This is a genomic window from Streptomyces sp. NPDC033136 (assembly GCF_055578235.1).
The window spans coordinates 97689-114819 of sequence record NZ_JBVIPD010000027.1; the positions used below are offsets into that span (position 1 = coordinate 97689).

Below are 17131 nucleotides of genomic sequence, written 5' to 3' on the forward strand. Positions count from 1 at the left end.
ATGGTCGATTGCACCCCGCCGACTAGCGGCGCTTCGACTTCCGGTCGTCCTTGACGTGGCCCCGGAAGGTGCGGGTCGGCGAGAACTCGCCGAGCTTGTGGCCGACCATCGACTCGGTGACAAACACCGGGATGTGGGTCTTGCCGTTGTGCACCGCGAGCGTGTGGCCGAGCATGGCCGGCACGATCATCGAGCGACGGGACCAGGTCTTGATGACGTTCTTGGTGCCGGCTTCGTTCTGGGCGTCCACCTTCTTGATCAGGTGGTCGTCGACGAAGGGCCCCTTCTTCAAGCTACGAGGCATCTCAACCCGTCCTTAGCGCTTCTTGTTCGTCTTGCGGCGGCGGACGATGTACTTGTTCGACGCCTTCTTGGGCGAACGAGTACGGCCTTCCTTCTTGCCCCAGGGGGACACCGGGTGGCGACCACCCGAGGTACGGCCTTCGCCACCACCGTGCGGGTGGTCCACCGGGTTCATGACCACACCACGCACGGTCGGGCGAACGCCCAGCCAGCGCTTACGGCCCGCCTTACCCCAGTTGATGTTGCTCTGCTCGGCGTTGCCGACCTCGCCCACAGTGGCGCGGCAGCGGACGTCGACCAGGCGGATCTCACCGGACGGCATGCGCAGGTGGGCCATGGAGCCCTCCTTCGCGAGCAGCTGCACGGAGGCGCCGGCGGAGCGGGCGAACTTCGCGCCGCCGCCCGGACGCAGCTCGATGGCGTGCAGCGTGGTACCGACCGGGATGTTGCGCAGGGCAAGGTTGTTGCCCGGCTTGATGTCGGCCCCGGGACCGTTCTCGACGCGGTCGCCCTGGCTCAGGCCACGCGGCGCGAGGATGTAGCGCTTCTCGCCGTCCGCGTAGTGCAGGAGCGCGATGCGCGCGGTGCGGTTGGGGTCGTACTCGATGTGCGCGACCTTCGCCGGCACGCCGTCCTTGTCGTGACGACGGAAGTCGATCACTCGGTAGGCGCGCTTGTGGCCACCACCCTGGTGGCGGACGGTCACACGACCGGAGTTGTTACGGCCACCCTTGCTGTGCAGGGGGCGGACCAACGACTTCTCCGGCGTGGACCGCGTGACCTCGACGAAGTCGGCGACGCTGGAACCACGACGGCCCGGCGTAGTCGGCTTGTACTTGCGGATTCCCATTTCTCAGTCCTCGTCCGATATCGGACGATCCGACCCGCTTACGCGGTCGGACCGCCGAAGATGTCGATACGGTCGCCCTCGGCGAGGGTCACGATCGCGCGCTTGGTGGACGCACGCTGGCCGAAGCCCGTGCGGGTCCGCTTGCGCTTGCCCTGGCGGTTGATCGTGTTGACCCCGGTGACCTTGACCGAGAAGACCGCCTGGACGGCCTGCTTGATCTGGGTCTTGTTGGCGCTCGGGGCGACGATGAACGTGTACTTGCCCTCGTCGAGGAGCGCATAGCTCTTCTCGGAGACGACCGGCTTGAGCAGCACGTCACGGGGGTCCGTGAAGGACTTGCTCTGCGGGGTCTCGACCGTGTTCTTGCCCTCGGCGGCGTGACGGCGCGCCTTGGCGACGCGCGCGGCCTTGGCCTTCTTCGCCGCCTTGGAGGCGATTGCGGGGTGACGGATAGCCATCAGACCTCGCTCCCTTCGGTGTCATTGATCCGCTCGGCACTAGGCGTGCCGGACACGAAGGACTCGAAGGCGGCCTTGGTGAAGACCACGTCGTCCGAGACGAGAACGTCGTACGTGTTCAGCTGGCCCGGCTCCAGGATGTGGACCTGGGGCAGGTTGCGGGCGGACAGCCACGCGGCCTCGTCGGCGCGGTCGACGACCAGGAGCAGGTTCTTGCGCTCGCTGATCTTGCCGAACAGGCTCTTGGCGGCCTTGGTGGACGGGGTCTCGCCCTCGACCACGCCGGAGACGACGTGGATGCGGTTGTGGCGGGCCCGGTCGGTGAGGGCGTGACGCAGAGCGGCAGCCTTCATCTTCTTCGGGGTCCGCTGCGAGTAGTCACGCGGCTGCGGGCCGTGGACGACGCCACCGCCGGCGAACTGCGGCGCGCGGGTCGAACCCTGACGGGCGCGACCGGTGCCCTTCTGGCGGTACGGCTTCTTGCCACCGCCGCGGACCTCGCCACGGGTCTTGGTCTTGTGCGTGCCCTGGCGGGCAGCGGCCAGCTGTGCGACGACGACCTGGTGGATCAGCGGAATGCTGACCTTCTCGACGTCGAAGATCTCCGCGGGGAGCTCGACGGAACCGGCCTTGTCGCCCGCCGGCGAAAGGATGTCAACAGTGCTCATTACCTCAGGCCCCCTTGGCCGCGGTGCGGACCAGGACGAGGCCGCCGTTCGGACCGGGAACCGCGCCCTTGATGAGCAGCAGACCCTTCTCCGCGTCAACGGCGTGGACGGTCAGGTTCTGGGTGGTGACCCGCTCGTTGCCCATGCGACCCGCCATGCGGAGGCCCTTGAACACACGGCCCGGGGTGGCGCAGCCACCGATGGAACCGGGAGAGCGGTGCTTGCGCTGGGTGCCGTGTCCGGCGCCGAGGCCCTTGAAGTTGTGACGCTTCATGACACCGGCGAAGCCCTTGCCCTTGCTCTTGCCGGTCACGTCGACCTTCACGCCGGCCTCGAACACCTCAGCGGTGATCTCCTGGCCCAGCGTGTACTCGGAGGCGTCCGCGGTGCGGATCTCGACGAGGTGGCGACGGGGAGTGACGTCGGCCTTGGCGAAGTGGCCCTTGAGGGGCTTGTTCACCTTGCGCGGGTCGATCTCGCCGAAGGCGATCTGGACGGACTCGTAGCCGTCGACATCGTTCGTACGGACCTGGGTGACGACGTTGGGCCCGGCCTTGACGACGGTGACGGGGACGACGCGGTTGTTCGCGTCCCACACCTGCGTCATACCGAGCTTCTCGCCCAGGATGCCCTTGATCTGCTTAGCCATCTCTCAGATCACCGGCCTCAGAGCTTGATCTCGATGTCGACACCGGCCGGGAGGTCGAGTCGCATCAGAGAGTCAACGGTCTTGGGGGTGGGGTCGAGGATGTCGATCAGGCGCTTGTGGGTGCGCATCTCGAAGTGCTCGCGCGAGTCCTTGTACTTGTGCGGCGACTTGATGACGCAGTACACGTTCTTCTCAGTGGGCAGCGGCACCGGGCCCGCGACCGACGCACCAGTACGCGTCACCGTCTCGACGATCTTCTTCGCCGAGGAGTCGATGACCTCGTGGTCGTAGGCCTTGAGCCGGATGCGGATCTTCTGTCCCGCCATGGCTACTCAGCAGTCCTGTCTCTCGTAACGCTCTGGAACCCGGCGTTCCAGCCCTTCTGTCCGACCCACGCGGTCGGGCGTGTCGCTCTTCCGCTGACACAGATGTCCCTTGTTCGAACATCCCTGCAGGGAATGCGCACGGCCCCTCCGGAACCGCAGACCGGGACCTAGAAGGCCACCGGGTGCCTGGCCAGTGCCGCACTGACGCTTCCCGAAAGATTCCCGTACGTCCGCCCCAGCGCTGCCGTGTGGCAGTTGGGACGACGAGTACTGTGGGACTCGCTTCCGGTCCTCCCGGCGGGAGGCGCGCAGCATCAACACTCGACCGAGCAACTCGGACAGTCTGCCATACGGGGCAGGGGCGACGCCAATTGAGCCGGAGAGAATACCCGGAGGGTGACGTAGGTCAAACACAAGGCCGGGCGCCCCCTTCGGAGCCGCCACAGGATGCCCGCTGGGCGCGTCAGAGCCACTCCCCGTCTTCATCCTCCTCGCCCGCGCCGTATGCACGCACCACGACCACCAGCTGAACCGGTGCCTCGGTGTCGTCATGCTTGACGCCGGCCAGGAGGACCTTGTCCGAAATCCGCCACGCGATGTGGTCGATGTAGTCGGCCCCGCCCGTCAGGTCCTCGTCGACTGTCTCGAGTCGCGCCCCGAGCGCTCCGGATTCCAACTGGTCGACAACGCGAGGGAGCTCGGCGGAAGCCGCGCCGTACAACTGGTCGATGTAGGTGTCCGGGTCCGGCCATTCGTCTTCGACCTCCCGGTACCAGAGCGTGAACTCCACCTCCACGGGGCCGTCGCCCTGGATCCACGCGTGCGCGTCGTCGCGACGCCACGTCGTCGCCCATTCCTTGGCCGGATTCCTGCGTTCACCCTCCCAGCCCGAGGCGTCGAGAACGGCGGCCGCCGCCGGGCCGGTGAGTTCGTCGAGTTCGGACAGCTGACCCAATTCCGCACTTACGTCAACCATTTACTCATTCCGCTCATACCATTGCCGGGCACATGAAAGACCGACAGCGTACCATTTGTCATCGCTTCCGGAAAATGAGTTCCGAGCACTTCTCGGAAATGGGCCGCGCCCGCCTCGTTCGAAATTGCGTAGCGCACGCCCTTCCCGCCCAGCTCCTCATTCATTTGCAGAAGCTTGGCGGCCTGATCGGTGATCTTCTTCTCGTTATAGAGAGAGCTCTCGGGATTGTAGGCGGACTTGGCCCACTCACTCTCCCGCCCTCCGGTGAACTTGGCTTCCATGATCCAACCGTTCGTGGGGCCGCCGTCCATGTGCACGGCCCGGCCGTCGGAGAGCTTCCAGATCTGTTCGTAGTCCACGCCGGACACGACCCGCTGGTACCTGAACGAGGGACGCTTCAGCATCTTGTCGGTCAGCCAGGCGAGCCCCTTGAAGGTGGGGCAGGACTGGAGCCCCAGAGGGTCGGACCAGACCAGGGGGTTGACCACGTACGCGTAGTGATCGGGACCGGCCGTGAGCCCCAGCGGGTCGGGCGAGATGTATCGGGCCGAGTACGGATCGTAATAGCGGAAGCAGTTGTAATGGAGTTCACTCTCGGCATCGAAATACTGGCCGGGAAATCGAAGACGGCAGTCTTCTTCCGCTGTCTGCGCACCGCCTTGCGCGCCCCACAAGTGCGACCTGTTCTTCCAGGTCGTCCCGCCGTCCGGCGAGAGCATTTCAAGCGGGCTTCCCGCGAGATCGCTCACTATGAGCCGGAATCTTCGGTCGACCTCGTCCTGCGGCACATCACGAAGCCACTCACGACGGCTCTGGGCTATCGCGCGGTGACTGTCGGGCGAGTACTCCCAGGTGACGGTGATGCGGTCACCGGACCCGGAGTGGCGTATTTCCTCCGCCAGCCGAGTGCCGTCCCAGACGAAGAACACGGCCTCGACGACTTCTCCGGACGAGTCAAGGTGCTCCTTGGAGATCCGGCGTCCGAGGGGGTCGTAGGTGTAGCGCCAGATCGTTCCGTCCGGGGTGACGAGGGTGGTCAGCCGGTCGTCGGCGTTCCCTTGACCAGACGCAACGCGTCGGAGACATCGTCGGCGAAGTCGTGCAAGTGCTTCGCGAGTGTGCGCACGCGCTGCGGGTCGCCCGGGGTCGGGTCCTTGTCCAAGTCCAGGACATGCCAGTCCGTCGGCCTGTGACCCGCCATACCGCAACCCCCGTCACGCGCACATCCACGTCAACAACCGTATGCACACGTGAACTTACAGGGCACAGGCATTCGATGGAGCGCGGGATCCCACGTCACGGAGCGTGCCTGCGCGCGACCGGTTTCCCGCTCCCCGAGTAGCGAGCCCTTGGTGAAACAGGTTCAGCCCTTGACCGCCGAGCTCGCGACGCCCTGGACGAACCACCGCTGGAAGAACGCGAAGACGATCAGCACGGGGAGGACCAGCAGGACGCCGAAGGCGAGGACCTGGCCCCAGTCCACCGGCTGCTGGCCCTGGAAGACGCTCATCTGCAGGGGCAGGGGGCGTACGGAGGGGTCGGAGACCATGAGGACCGGCCAGAGGAAGGAGCTCCACTGGATGAGGAAGGTCAGGATCGCGACCGAGGCGTACACCGGCTTGGACATCGGGACGATGATCGCGAAGAAGGTGCGCCAGGGGCCGGCGCCGTCGATGCGGGCGGCTTCCTCGATGCTGGGCGGGATCGCGCGGAAGAAGGTGGCGAACTGGTAGATGGAGAAGGCGTTGGCGATGAAGGGGAGGGCCTGGATGTAGATGGTGTTGCGCTGGTCGTTGAGCATGTAGAACAGCGGGACGGCCACCGCTTCGAACGGGACCATCATGAGCAGCAGGACGAGAGTGAAGACGGTGCCCTGGCCACGCCACCGCAGTCGGGAAAGCCCGTACGCGGCCATGGAGTTGATGATCAGGCCGCCGAAAACCACGACGGTCGACAGCAGCACCGAGATGCCCATGAAGCGCCAGAAGTAGCCGGTGGCGTCGGAGTTGAAGGTACTCAGGACGGCGCTGTAGTTGTCCAGGGACAGGTGGGTGGGCAGGAAGCCGGTCAGGCCGCTGAGCACTTCGTCGGAGGGCTTGAAGCTGCCGAGGACCAGGTAGAGGACGGGCAGCACGAAGATGAAGGCCAGCACGCTCAGGACGGCGTAGTCGAGGAAGCGGCGCAGGGGTGTGCGGGTCATGGTCAGTCCTCGTTGCCGGTGCGGACGACGCGGCGCTGGATGAGGGTCAGGGCGACGACGATCAGGAAGAAGACGACGGTGATCGCGGACGCCTGGCCGATGTTGTTCTGGTCGAAGGCGGTGGTGACGGCCTGGTACATCACGGTGCGGGTGGCGCCCTCGTCGAGTCCGCCGCCCTTGACGAGGATGTAGACCTGGTCGAAGACGCGGAAGGACAGCACCGAGGTGAGCGTGGCGACGAAGACGAGGGTGCCGCGGATGCCGGGCAGGGTGACGTGGCGGAACTGCTGCCAGCGGGAGGCCCGGTCGAGCTGGGCGGCCTCGTAGAGTTCGCCGGGTATCTGCTGGAGTCCGGCGAGGAGGATGACCATCTGGAAGCCGACGCCCTGCCAGATGGACAGCACGATGATCGAGGCCATGGCGGTGAGTGAGTCGCCGAGCCAGTCGAAGGCGCCCCAGTTGCCGAAGCTCACGGCGTCGAGTGCGGAGTTGAGGAGGCCGTCGCCGCTGCGGGCCAGGATGAGCCGCCAGATGACGGCGACCAGGGCCATGGGGAAGATGACCGGCATGAAGAACAGGGACCTGAACAGGCCGATGGCCTTCAGCTTGCGGTTCAGCAGGATCGCCAGCGCCAGTGCCAGGCCGGTCTGCACGGGGACCACGACCGCGGCGAAGGTCAGGTTGTTCAGCAGGGCCCGCAGGAACGGGCCGGACAGGTCGGGGTCGGTGAACAGGCGCCGGTACTGTTCCAGGCCGAAGAAGGTGGGCTCCAGCGGGGAGCCGAGCCGGACGTTGTAGAAGGAGAGCACGACCGCGTAGACGAACGGCACGCCGACGAAGGCGATGAGGCCGCCGAGGGCGGGTGCGGACATCAGCAGTCCGTGCACCCAGTCGCGGTTCCGGTACCCGGACCGTTTGGGCTTGGCGGAGGTCGGTGGCGGGGACGGCTCCCGCCCGGCGGGCGTGGCGGGTGCGGGGTTCACGGTGGTCACGGTAGGAGTCCTCTTCCCGGCCGGGAGGGACGGGCATGGTCAGGGTGTGCCCGTCCCTCCCGGCTGCTGGATGCCGGCTACGGCAGCTTGTAACCGGCGTTGTCCGAGAAGTCCTGGTCGATGGCGCGTGCGGCCTTCTCCAGGGCGGTCTGCGGGTCGGCCCCGCCGTAGATGTCGCTCAGCGCCTGGCTGAACTTGGCGGTGACCGTGGGGTATCCAGCGGTGACCGGGCGGGTCACGGCCACGCAGGACTTGTCGATCGTGCTGTCGCCGCAGGGCTTGGCGAGCTGGTCGGCGAAGAGCTGGAGCGGGCTGCCCTGCTTGTACAGCTCACTCTTGGCGAGCACGGACTTGGTCCCGGGAGGGGCACCGTTGGCCTTGGTCATCGCGGCGACGTTGGTGTCGTTCAGGAGGGTGTCGAGGAAGGCGCCGGCGGCCTTGGCGTTCTTGGTGTTGGCGCCGATGCCCCACTGCCAGGAGCCCTGGCCGGTCTTGGGACCGTTGCCGAAGTCGGGCAGGGGCAGCACGACGAGGTCCTTGCCGAGGGCCTTGCTGTACGTGGGGTACATCCAGTGCCCGACCCAGCTCAGCGCCACGCGGCCCTTGGCGAAGGCGTTTCCGTCGGTGTTGGGGTCGGTGTACTTCTTCCAGCCCTGGAAGGTCTTCAGCGCCGACGCCACCTCCGGGGTGTCCAGGTGGCCTTCGGCCTTGCCCTTCTCCAGGAGCGAGCCGCCGGCCGACCAGACGACCGGGGCGAAGCCGTAGGTGCCCCACTCGGTGGCGTAGCCGTTGTTCTCCTGCAGGTCCAGGCTCTTGCCGTCGGAGTCCTCGGCGGCCAGCTTCTTCACGGCCGCGGTGAACTCCTCCGCGGTCCAGGCGTCCGACACGCTGGTGGGGTACTTCACCCCGGCCGCGTCCAGCAGCTTCTTGTTGCCGTAGATGCCGAGCCCGGAGTCGAACATGCCCAGCCCGTAGTGCCGGCCGTCGATCTCGCCCTGCGCCTTGATGGCGTCCGTGGCGTTGGCCAGGGTCTTGCTGGAGACGTAGTCGTCCACCGGGGCGAGCTTCTTGTTGTAGACGAAGTTCGCCATGGTCGGGCCGTCGAACTCCATGACGTCCGGCAGCTTGGAGGCGTCGGTGGTGGTGATGGTCTTGGTGTAGTCGTTGTCGGGGATCAGGGTCAGCTCGGCCTTGATCTTGTCCTGCGAGGAGTTGAAGGACTTCACCGCGCTCTGCATGGCGGCGGCCTCGCTCGCCTGACCCTGGTGGGCCCAGACCGTGATGGTGCCCGTACCGCTGCCTTCCTCGGCGGAGGTGTCGGTGGTGCCACCTCCCCCACAGGCGGCCAGCGCGGCCAGGGGAAGGACGAGGGCCAGGGATATCGAGAGGGTCCGGCGGGACCTTCTGCTTCCGGCGTTCATGGTGGGTGCCTCCGGTATGTGGTGCGGGTGAGGGTGGGTGGTGCGGAGGTGCATTGGGGGGATTCGGGATCGCCACGGGCCTTGGCCACGGCGGCGTGGCGATGGATCCGTCATGTGGACTGCCCTCGCGGCAGTTCGGTGCCGGTGCTCGGCTCGTCGACCGTGAGAGGCAGCAGCTCCCAGACGTCGACCGCGTAGCCCAGGGGCGCGTCGGTCGCGCTGCGGGCCTGCAGCCGCCACGGGCCACCGCCCGTCGGGTAGAAGCGCAGGGTGAGCACCTGTCCGGTGGTGGTGAGGAAGACTTCGGCGATGGAGTGGTCGACGATCACGCGCAGCTCCACCGGCTGACCGGAGGGGCAGGGCATACGGTAGGAGCCGCCCTGGGCGCGCGGGTCCAGCGAGGCGTGGTCGCGGTCGACGACCAGTTCGCCGACGGCGGCGTCGAGCCGGATGTCGAGGTACTCGGAGCCGTCCGGGGTGGTCAGCAGCCGCAGACCGGCCTCCGTGGTCGGCTCCAGACGGGCCGTCAGGTCGAAGGCGCGGCCCACGCTGCCGAGTTCCACCGGTTCCGGGCCGTGGGCGACGCCCGCGGCGTGGACGGTGTGTTCGCCGCGCAGGGCGAGCAGTTCGGCGGCGGGCTGCTGCCGCAGCGTGCTGCCGCTGGCGCTGCCGACGTAGCCGGCTCCGTCGCCGTCGCCGTCGCCGACGGAGATCTCGCGGGGAAGGGTGAGCACGCCGGCCCATCCGTCCGCCACCGCCCAGGATTCCTCGCGGGCTTCCGGGGCCCAGCCCCACAGCAGCCACCGGCCGTCCGGTGCGGGCAGCAGCGCGGGGGCGTAGCACTCGGGGCCGTGGTCGGCGAAGACGGGCGGGCCCGCCTTGAAGGTGTTGCCCTGTTCCTCGCCGATCAGGGCGGTGACGCAGCGGGCGCCCTCGTGATCGTTCCACGCACTGAAGATGAGGGCCCCGGGCCGTCCGGACTGCGCCGGGAGGTACTGGGGGCACTCCCAGCCCTCACCGGTGTGCAGGTCGGTACCGCCGACCGGCTCCTGCTCGCGGGCGTCGAAGAGACCCAGGTAGGTCCAGGTCTCCAGGTCGGCCGACTCGTACAGCAGAGCCGCGCCGCGGCCGTCCGCGAGGGCGGCGCCGACCAGCATCCGCCAGCCGTCGCCGTCCTGCCAGACGTACGGGTCGCGGTACATGGTGCAGTCCTCGGGCCACTCGGGGATGAGCAGGTCCCCGCGCGAGGTGAAGGTCCGGCCGCCGTCGAGGGAGGTGGCGGTGGTGACCGGCTGGTGCTGGGGCGAGCGGTCCCAGCGGTTCGCGGAGTAGAAGGCGATCAGCCGGTCGCCGTCGGATACGGCGTTGCCGGAGAAGCAGCCGTCGGCGTCCTCGCCGCCCGGGGCGGGGGACAGCGCGATCGGCAGCGGTTCCCAGCTCAGCAGGTCGGGGCTGCGGAAATGGCCCCAGTGCATGTTCGCGTGGGTCGCACCGTAGGGGTTGTACTGGTAGAAGACGTGGTAATGGCCATCGTGGAAGACCAGCCCGTTGGGGTCGTTGATCCAGTTGCGGGGCGGGCGCAGGTGCGCGACGGGCCGGTACGGATCACGGGGCGCGGTGGACACACACGTGCCTTTCGGTATGTACGGAGAGCGTGCGAAGGGCCGTCGGCGGACGGCGCCGGTCGCGATTCCCTCGTGGGAGAAGGTGGCCTCCACCGGTACTCGCGGCGCGCACGGTGGATGGAGCCCGTGGACCCGATCGCGATCACATGACGACGGGAGCACGGTCCGGCGCGAGGCCGGCGGCGCGCTGCGGCAGCGGCTCGGTGACGGGCGCGGCCGTCGTCCGGCCGGTGAGGAGGCGCGGCTCAGCGCCCTCGCACCGAAGAGGCCAGGGAGGTGGTGGAGCCGGAGGAACGCGCGGAGGCAGGCTCGCCCGCGCCCACCCGTCCGGCAGAGGCGCCGGCGGATATCAGCAGGCCGGGGCGGCTCGACGGCTCATTGAAAATCTCAGGGGACATGTGTGTACCCTCACTGTGTTCCAAGTACTGACAGGGATGACGACCGGTCGCAACGGTCGCCTGTCATGGTGTGAATTGCTTCGCCGTCCCGGGGTCAGAGCCGGGGCGGCGGAGCGACCGATGCCCGCGCCACCAGCGGGCAAAGCAGCATCTCGTGATTGTCCGGGCCCGGTGGCCGGCCCGGAGGCTTGGTGAGCGCGAGCAACCGGGCCACGGCCCGTGCCCCCATCTCGTAGTGCGGAAGCTGGACTGTGCTCAGCGCGGGGTAGACGGACTCGCAGACCAGCTCCTGGTTGTCGAACCCGATGACCGACAGGTCGCCGGGTATGGACAGCCCCAGCTCGGCGGCGGCCCGATAAGCACCGGCGGCCATCCGGTCGTTGAAGCAGAACAACGCCGTCGGGCGGTGCTCCGCCGCCAGCAGACGCCGCGCGGCCCGGTAGCCCGTCTCCACGTCACCCGGGGTCGTGCCGAAGGGCACCGCCGTCTCGGCGGCGACCAGGGACGGGTCGTAGGGGACACCGACCTCGGCCAGCGCCTTGCGGTAGCCCTCCAGGCGGCCCTGCCGGGCGGGAAGGTCGACGGTCTGCACGGTCACGCCGATCCTGCGGTGGCCGTGGTCGGTCAGCGCCCGTACGGCCGTGTAGCCGCCCTGGACCTCGTCGGGCACGACGCACGGGATGGCGGGGTCCTCCGAGCGCGCGTCCAGCAGCACGGTGGGAGTCGAGCTCAGGCTCTCCGGCAGGCGCACGGTGCGGTGGTACATCGCCGCGTACAGCACGCCGTCCACCTGCCGCTGGAGCAGCATCTCGATGCTCGTGCGCTCCAGTTCGGCATCACCGCTGGTGTTGACCAGCAGCAGCACCAGGCCCTCGGCCGCGGCGGCCTCCTGGGCACCCAGGATCATCCGGCCGGCGTGGGGGGTGGTGGCGATCTCGTCGCTGACGAAGCCGATGGTCTGCGACCGCTGCAACCTCAGTCCGCGGGCCAGGCCGTTCGGCGCGTACCCGAGTTCCTCGGCGACCTGCAGAACGCGCTGCCGCGTCTCCGCGCTGGCCCGCTTGCCCTCGACGCCGTTCAGGATGTGCGACACGGTCGCGGTCGACACACCTGCCGCCGCGGCCACGTCCTTGATCCCGATCCGGCGCGCCATTGACCCTGCCCAAAGTAGGAGATTCGGGGTTGGTAAATCGTTTAGCCAACCGTGTGCACACGAGAGTGCCCATGGCCGAAGCTCCTGTCAATGGCTCGTTACAAACTCTTAGCCGTCGCGTGTCGCCTGCCAGGGACCGCGCATCAGCACACGCGCCTGTGCGCGGCACTGACCATCTGTCAGACCGGCGACGGGCCGCCCTCCCGGAGAGGGAGATCAACCCGTGAAGCGGAACGTCGACGTGATCGCGTCGAAGATGTCGAAGAAGGAGTCCGCGAGGTCGAGCACCTGGCTGCTGCCCGCCACCAGGGCCACCTTGCCCTCCTGACCCGGCACGGGAATGAACGTCTGCACCAGCACGGCCCGGATGGTGCGGTTGAGCGCGTCGCCGGGTACGGCGATGTCCTCGATGCCGTACGTCCGCGCGGCCGGGCCGACTCCGGGGATGTCGACGGTCGTCACCTTCCGCCAGGAGTCGCCCTCCCGCTTGGCCTCCTTGACGGCGAGCTGGCTTGCGATGACGGCCGGGTCGTTCGACAGTGGCTCACCGCGCTCGTTGCGGCCGCCGACCAGGGAGACGGTCACCGAGCCGGTGATCGGCGTGTCCCCGCCGAAGTTCTCCGCCATGCAGCCGCAGTACAGCGCGCCCGACTTCCACGCGTCCGCGGCGGCCTTCCTGAGGAAGTCGACGTACGTGTCCCGGTACTGCTCCAACTCCGGCCGCTGCCGCACCCGTTCGTTCACCATCCGCCGGATCGAGTCGTCCCGCGACTCCGGCCGTACGTCGAACTCCCACCACGACTCCGGCACCTTGATCCGGAAACCGCCTCGCTCGACGGTCAGTGCCTCCATGTAGCGGGCCATGAGGCCGGCCTCCCCGTTCACTCGGTCACTCGGTCACTCGTGCGGACATCGTGCCACTGCGCCGTGTGCCGCCGCCGTCCCGGGGGCCGCTCCGCTCGCTCCTCCAGCAGCAGCAGCAGCAGCAGCAGCAGCCTGAGCCTCAGGCAGGTGTGTGCGCTGGTTCGTGGTGCTGCGGCAGGTCGTGTTCGCGGCGCATCGGGCTCATGACGAGGATGAGCCAGGAGAGCGCGACGACACCCGTCATGATCCACATGGCCGGCCGGTACCCGACCGCGTCACCGATCACGCCGCCGAGCAGGGATCCGAGCGGGATGGTGCTGTGGTTGATCATCATGGCCGTCGCCACGACCCGGCCGAGCATGTGCGGCGGGCAGTAGGTCTGCCGGAAGCTGCCGACCACGACGTTGGCCACGGTGATGCCGATCCCGACGAGGAAGGCGCCCGTCGCGAACAGCAGCAGCCCCGCCCCCGCCGTGGTCATCGGCAGCAGCAGCGCGAACGGCGCGGTGACGACCTGCAGGAGGAGCAGCCCGCGCGCGGTGCCGAACCGGCGGCTGACCCTGGTGGCCACCAGCGCGCCGACCAGGCCGCCGGTACTGCCGCTGGTCAGCAGCAACCCGACCATGGCCGGGTTCAGCCCGACGGTGCGCACCAGGAACACGACCTGGACCGCCTGGTAGCCCATGAGCGCCATGTTGATCAGGGCGCCCCATATGACCATCGGCCGCAGGTACCGGTCCCGGCTCACGAAGCGGAGCCCTTCCACGACCTGCCGTCGCAGCGAGGCGCGTTCCTCCTCGGGAGCGCGGTCCGGCTCGACCACCCCGATCCGCTGCAGGCAGACCGCGGAGATCAGGAACGTCACGGCGTCGGCCACGAGCGCGGTGACCGCGCCGAACGCCTGGGCGAGCAACCCCGCCACCCCCGGTCCGGCGGCATGGGTGGCGGCCTCGCTGCCCTGCAGCTTGGCGTTGCCCTCCAGGAGGTCGCGGCCGCCGAGCACGATCCGGATGTACGCGTGGTAGGCGGTGTTGAAGCACACCGCCGCGGTGCCGCAGATCAACGCGACGGCGACCAGGTGCTGGAAGGTGAGCGCGTCGAGCCACGCCGCCAGCGGAATGCTCACCAGCGCCGCGACGGAGACCAGATCGCACGTGATCATGAGTGGCCGCTTGCGCATCCGGTCCACCCACGCCCCTACGGGCAAACCGACCAGCAGCCAGGGCAGCCACACCGCCGCGGCGATCAGGCCGACATCGGTGGAGTCGGCGTCCAGCACCACGACCGCGATCAGCGGCAACGCCACCACGGTGATGCTGTTGCCCAGCCCACTGACGGTCTCGCCCACCCAGAGCAGGCGGAAATCCCGGTGAGCGAAGACTCCCCATCGTGTTCGGGGCCGGTCCGGTGTGTCATTCGTCGGGTGCACCCGAGGCATCATGCCGTGCGCTCCGGGCGGGCTTCAGGCCTTCAGGCCTTCAGGCCGGAAGGAAGGCTAGACGGAGGCCACGAAGTCCGACCAGGCCTCCGGCGCGAGTGCGAGGCGGGGGCCTGATGTGTGCTTGGAGTCGCGGACGTGCACAGTGCGGGGCACTATCGCGATCTCGACACAGGAGTTGCCGTCCGTGCCGCTGCTGTAGCTGCTCTTGAACCAAGTCAGTTCGGAGGTGTCCCCGGCAGAAGCGTTGCGGATCATGTTTCTCCCAGCACTTGCTCGATGAAGGCCAGCGACTCCCGCGGTGGGAGTGCCTGCGCTCGGATGGTGCCATACCGCAGCTCCAGGATCCGGAGCTGCTTTGGATCGGTGGTCGGCCGCCCGTTGAACGCACCGTCGGAACGCCCCACCGCCGATCCGTCCGGGAACTTCAGCAGCTCGATCTTGCCGTCCACCCCTGGATGGGCATCGGTGTTCGTCGGCATGATCTGAAGTGTGACGCCACGCAACTGCCCCACCTCCAGCAGGTGTTCGAGCTGCTGTCGCCACACCATTGTGCCCCCGACCCGTCGGCGCAGCACCGCCTCCTCCAAGACGTAGTGCACCGACGGGGCCGGATCGCGTTCGAAGACCGACTGCCGGGCCATCCGGGCGGCTACCATCCGCTCCACGTCGTCCGGCGAATACGGGGGCTGCGCTGCTTGGAACAAGGCACGCGCGTGCTCCGGCGTCTGCAACAGCCCGTGGACGCTGTTGCACTCGTACACCCCGATCTCAACCGCCTGCCCCTCCAACTTGGCCAGCTCCCGCACCTTTTTGGGATACCGGACCTTCTTCACGTCCTCCCACGTCGCCGCGATCAGCCCACCCGCCCCCAGCACCTCATCGGACCTGACGAGATAGTCCTGCCGAGGGATCCGCTTCCCGCCCTCGATCTTGTAGACCATGTCCTCGCCGTACCCGACCGCCGTCCCGAACTCGGCGGCCCGCATCCCCACCGCCTCCCGCCGCAGCTTCAGCTGCCGCCCGACGGTGGCGATGACCGCGACGCCCCACTCGTCGTCGGGATCCACCTCCCAACCCGGCTCGTCCGCCTCGCCCTTGAGCCGACCCGCGTCCGCCTCGACCGCCGTCATCCCGCACCCTTCCGTCGTACGACCGTGCCCAGCGCCCTACCCGTACGCCCGGCCCCGACAGCCCGGACACGACCGGACAAGCTCCGGACAGTCACCGTACGCACCCGCTGAGTCACTGTTCACGGTAAGCACAGACCGCCACGCTGAGTGACGTGACGCAGAAATCCCCCGAACCCACCACCACCGTCCGCCACTTCAGCATCCAGCTGTCCCCCACCCCACGCGGCGCCCGCCTGGCCCGTCTCCTGGCCACCGAGCAGCTGCGCTCCTGGGGCCTGCCGTTGGACCCGGCGAGGCAGGTCATCGCAGAGCTGTCGACCAACGCGGCGCAACACGGCCGCATCCCCGGTCGCGACTTCCGCCTGCTCCTCTACGTCGTCGCCGACACCCTCCGCATCGAGGTGACCGACACCCGCGACGACCGGCTGCCGACACCGCAACTTCCCCCGCCGGAGTCCGAGTCCGGCCGCGGCCTGCTCCTCGTCGACGCACTCGCCGACCGCTGGGGCGTCACCTCGGACCTGCCGCCCCGCAAGACCGTCTGGGCCGAACTCACCCTCTGACCACGAAGCACCGGGTCCCAACTCCTCGCGCTCCGGTGCCGCGGACGGTCTCCCGGATCATCACCCGCACGATCTCCTGCAACCGGCCCGGCCACCGTACGGACGGCACCCATACCCCGGTACGGCCGGCGCCCGCCCCGCGGAAGCGGACCCCCGCGAAGCCCCTCCCCGCCGTCCCCGCCCCCGCCTGCCCCTCCCCGCCCTCCTCCAGCAGGCCACGGACCTCCTCGCGGACCTCCGCCGTCACAACTCCCGCCTGCTCCTCTCCGCCCGCGACACCGCCCACCTGGCGCCCGGTGTCGCCGCCTGGCTCGAACGCGACGTCACCCCGGCCGCCGTACGCCAGGCCCTGACCGCCGACCTCCCCCCGGAGGACCTGCGCCGCGCGGCTGCCTTCCTGGCCCACCGCCTCGCGGCCCAGCTGCCGCCACCACCCCCGTTCCGGGCGCCCGCACCTCCGCCGGCCGTCCGTCACCCGTTCCAGACCTGCGACGGCTGCGACCGCGCCTTCCGCGCCCCGGCCCCCGGCCCCCGGCCGCTGCCACGACTGCCGACACGACAGGGCCGAGCTGCTGGAGGCCGCATGAGAAGAGCAACTGCCACACACGTCGCCGCGCTCACCGGCAACACGGGCGGGAATAGCCTGGCCGAGGCACTCCCTGGAGGTGGACGCGATGAGCACTCAGGCCGACCACGGACATGAGCTGATCCCCCGCCCTCAGCAGACTCCTGACGCCCTGCGCGCGGTCCTCGCCGCCGTCGATCCGGCCCGGCTGGAAGAGATGCAGGCCACCAAGGACGACGCCTTCGCCAAGGCGGTCGCGTGGCAGTCGCTGAGCCCGGTGCAGAGCTGGGTGCTGACCTGGGCCAGGGACATCGAGATCGCCCGGCGCCCCGATCTGTCCACCCGCTACGCCCAGGCGAAGGGCAACCTCGAGCACGATGATCCTGCCATCGCCCAGGAGGCCCTGCGCGAACTGAGCGCTGTCCTGGACGAAGCCGTCAACTTGACCCGGCCCTAAAGGACCGGGCTTGGAGGTAGTGCCCAACTGGCTGCTGGGGTGGACTCCTCCGTCCAGGCACCCCGTTATGGGGTGGCAGGGACGCGTGACTC

Annotated in this window: 20 protein-coding genes and 1 pseudogene; 3 read left to right on the plus strand and 18 right to left on the minus strand. The window is 68.6% G+C overall.

Annotated elements, in window-relative coordinates; translation table 11 throughout:
* Positions 1-22 precede the first annotated feature (22 nt).
* From rpsS to ACZ5TL_RS34490, 18 genes are all read right to left on the minus strand, one after another.
* A complete protein-coding gene (gene rpsS, locus ACZ5TL_RS34405) occupies positions 23-304 on the minus strand; it encodes a 30S ribosomal protein S19 (protein WP_003992359.1) in 282 nt (93 codons plus the stop codon).
* 12 nt (positions 305-316) lie between these two features.
* The gene (gene rplB, locus ACZ5TL_RS34410; protein ID WP_010036731.1) at positions 317-1153 is read right to left on the minus strand and encodes a 50S ribosomal protein L2; all 837 of its coding nucleotides are present in this window, start codon (positions 1151-1153) and stop codon (positions 317-319) included.
* 38 nt (positions 1154-1191) lie between these two features.
* A complete protein-coding gene (rplW, locus tag ACZ5TL_RS34415; protein WP_468594714.1) occupies positions 1192-1611 on the minus strand; it encodes a 50S ribosomal protein L23 in 420 nt (139 codons plus the stop codon).
* Complete coding sequence (rplD, locus tag ACZ5TL_RS34420) at positions 1611-2279, minus strand: 50S ribosomal protein L4 (RefSeq protein WP_468594715.1); 669 nt, start codon at positions 2277-2279, stop codon at positions 1611-1613. The genes rplW and rplD overlap by 1 nt, the downstream gene beginning before the upstream one ends.
* 4 nt (positions 2280-2283) lie before the next feature.
* Positions 2284-2928, minus strand: coding sequence for a 50S ribosomal protein L3 (gene rplC, locus ACZ5TL_RS34425; protein ID WP_086601018.1), 645 nt, complete (start codon positions 2926-2928; stop codon positions 2284-2286).
* Between the two features lie 17 nt (positions 2929-2945).
* Complete coding sequence (gene rpsJ / locus ACZ5TL_RS34430) at positions 2946-3254, minus strand: 30S ribosomal protein S10 (protein ID WP_003948644.1); 309 nt, start codon at positions 3252-3254, stop codon at positions 2946-2948.
* A 463-nt stretch (positions 3255-3717) separates the two neighbouring features.
* Entirely contained in the window at positions 3718-4230 is a 513-nt protein-coding gene (locus ACZ5TL_RS34435; protein WP_468594716.1) for a hypothetical protein, read from the minus strand.
* Positions 4218-5159 (minus strand): RHS repeat domain-containing protein, encoded by a 942-nt coding sequence (locus ACZ5TL_RS34440; protein ID WP_468594717.1) that lies wholly within the window; start codon positions 5157-5159, stop codon positions 4218-4220. The genes ACZ5TL_RS34435 and ACZ5TL_RS34440 overlap by 13 nt, the downstream gene beginning before the upstream one ends.
* A 107-nt stretch (positions 5160-5266) precedes the next feature.
* A complete protein-coding gene (locus ACZ5TL_RS34445; protein ID WP_468594733.1) occupies positions 5267-5431 on the minus strand; it encodes a hypothetical protein in 165 nt (54 codons plus the stop codon).
* Positions 5432-5593: 162 nt separating this feature from the next.
* Positions 5594-6430 (minus strand): carbohydrate ABC transporter permease, encoded by an 837-nt coding sequence (locus tag ACZ5TL_RS34450; protein WP_468594718.1) that lies wholly within the window; start codon positions 6428-6430, stop codon positions 5594-5596.
* 2 nt (positions 6431-6432) lie between these two features.
* The gene (locus tag ACZ5TL_RS34455; RefSeq protein WP_468594719.1) at positions 6433-7422 is read right to left on the minus strand and encodes a carbohydrate ABC transporter permease; all 990 of its coding nucleotides are present in this window, start codon (positions 7420-7422) and stop codon (positions 6433-6435) included.
* A gap of 77 nt (positions 7423-7499) precedes the next feature.
* Complete coding sequence (locus ACZ5TL_RS34460) at positions 7500-8843, minus strand: ABC transporter substrate-binding protein (protein WP_468594720.1); 1344 nt, start codon at positions 8841-8843, stop codon at positions 7500-7502.
* A gap of 110 nt (positions 8844-8953) precedes the next feature.
* On the minus strand, positions 8954-10468 hold the full coding sequence (locus ACZ5TL_RS34465) for a glycoside hydrolase family 32 protein (RefSeq protein WP_468594721.1): 1515 nt from the start codon (positions 10466-10468) through the stop codon (positions 8954-8956).
* Between the two features lie 492 nt (positions 10469-10960).
* Complete coding sequence (locus ACZ5TL_RS34470) at positions 10961-12019, minus strand: LacI family DNA-binding transcriptional regulator (protein WP_468594722.1); 1059 nt, start codon at positions 12017-12019, stop codon at positions 10961-10963.
* Positions 12020-12235: 216 nt separating this feature from the next.
* Positions 12236-12883 carry a hypothetical protein gene (locus ACZ5TL_RS34475; protein ID WP_468594723.1) on the minus strand — a complete coding sequence of 216 codons (648 nt, stop codon included), beginning with the start codon at positions 12881-12883 and terminating at the stop codon, positions 12236-12238.
* Between the two features lie 139 nt (positions 12884-13022).
* Positions 13023-14312 (minus strand): MFS transporter, encoded by a 1290-nt coding sequence (locus ACZ5TL_RS34480; RefSeq protein WP_468594724.1) that lies wholly within the window; start codon positions 14310-14312, stop codon positions 13023-13025.
* Between the two features lie 66 nt (positions 14313-14378).
* Positions 14379-14579 (minus strand): DUF397 domain-containing protein, encoded by a 201-nt coding sequence (locus tag ACZ5TL_RS34485; RefSeq protein ID WP_468594725.1) that lies wholly within the window; start codon positions 14577-14579, stop codon positions 14379-14381.
* Positions 14576-15454: a helix-turn-helix domain-containing protein gene (locus ACZ5TL_RS34490; RefSeq protein WP_468594726.1), complete on the minus strand. Its 879-nt coding sequence runs from the start codon at positions 15452-15454 to the stop codon at positions 14576-14578. The genes ACZ5TL_RS34485 and ACZ5TL_RS34490 overlap by 4 nt, the downstream gene beginning before the upstream one ends.
* A gap of 152 nt (positions 15455-15606) precedes the next feature.
* Between ACZ5TL_RS34490 and ACZ5TL_RS34495 the strand changes: the two genes are divergently transcribed.
* From ACZ5TL_RS34495 to ACZ5TL_RS34505, 3 genes and pseudogenes are all read left to right on the plus strand, one after another.
* A complete protein-coding gene (locus tag ACZ5TL_RS34495) occupies positions 15607-16017 on the plus strand; it encodes an ATP-binding protein (protein WP_468594727.1) in 411 nt (136 codons plus the stop codon).
* A gap of 53 nt (positions 16018-16070) precedes the next feature.
* Positions 16071-16604 (plus strand): annotated as a pseudogene (locus tag ACZ5TL_RS34500) (helix-turn-helix domain-containing protein); the annotation flags it as partial.
* Between the two features lie 87 nt (positions 16605-16691).
* Positions 16692-17039 carry a hypothetical protein gene (locus tag ACZ5TL_RS34505; protein ID WP_468594728.1) on the plus strand — a complete coding sequence of 116 codons (348 nt, stop codon included), beginning with the start codon at positions 16692-16694 and terminating at the stop codon, positions 17037-17039.
* The last annotated feature ends 92 nt before the right edge of the window (positions 17040-17131 follow it).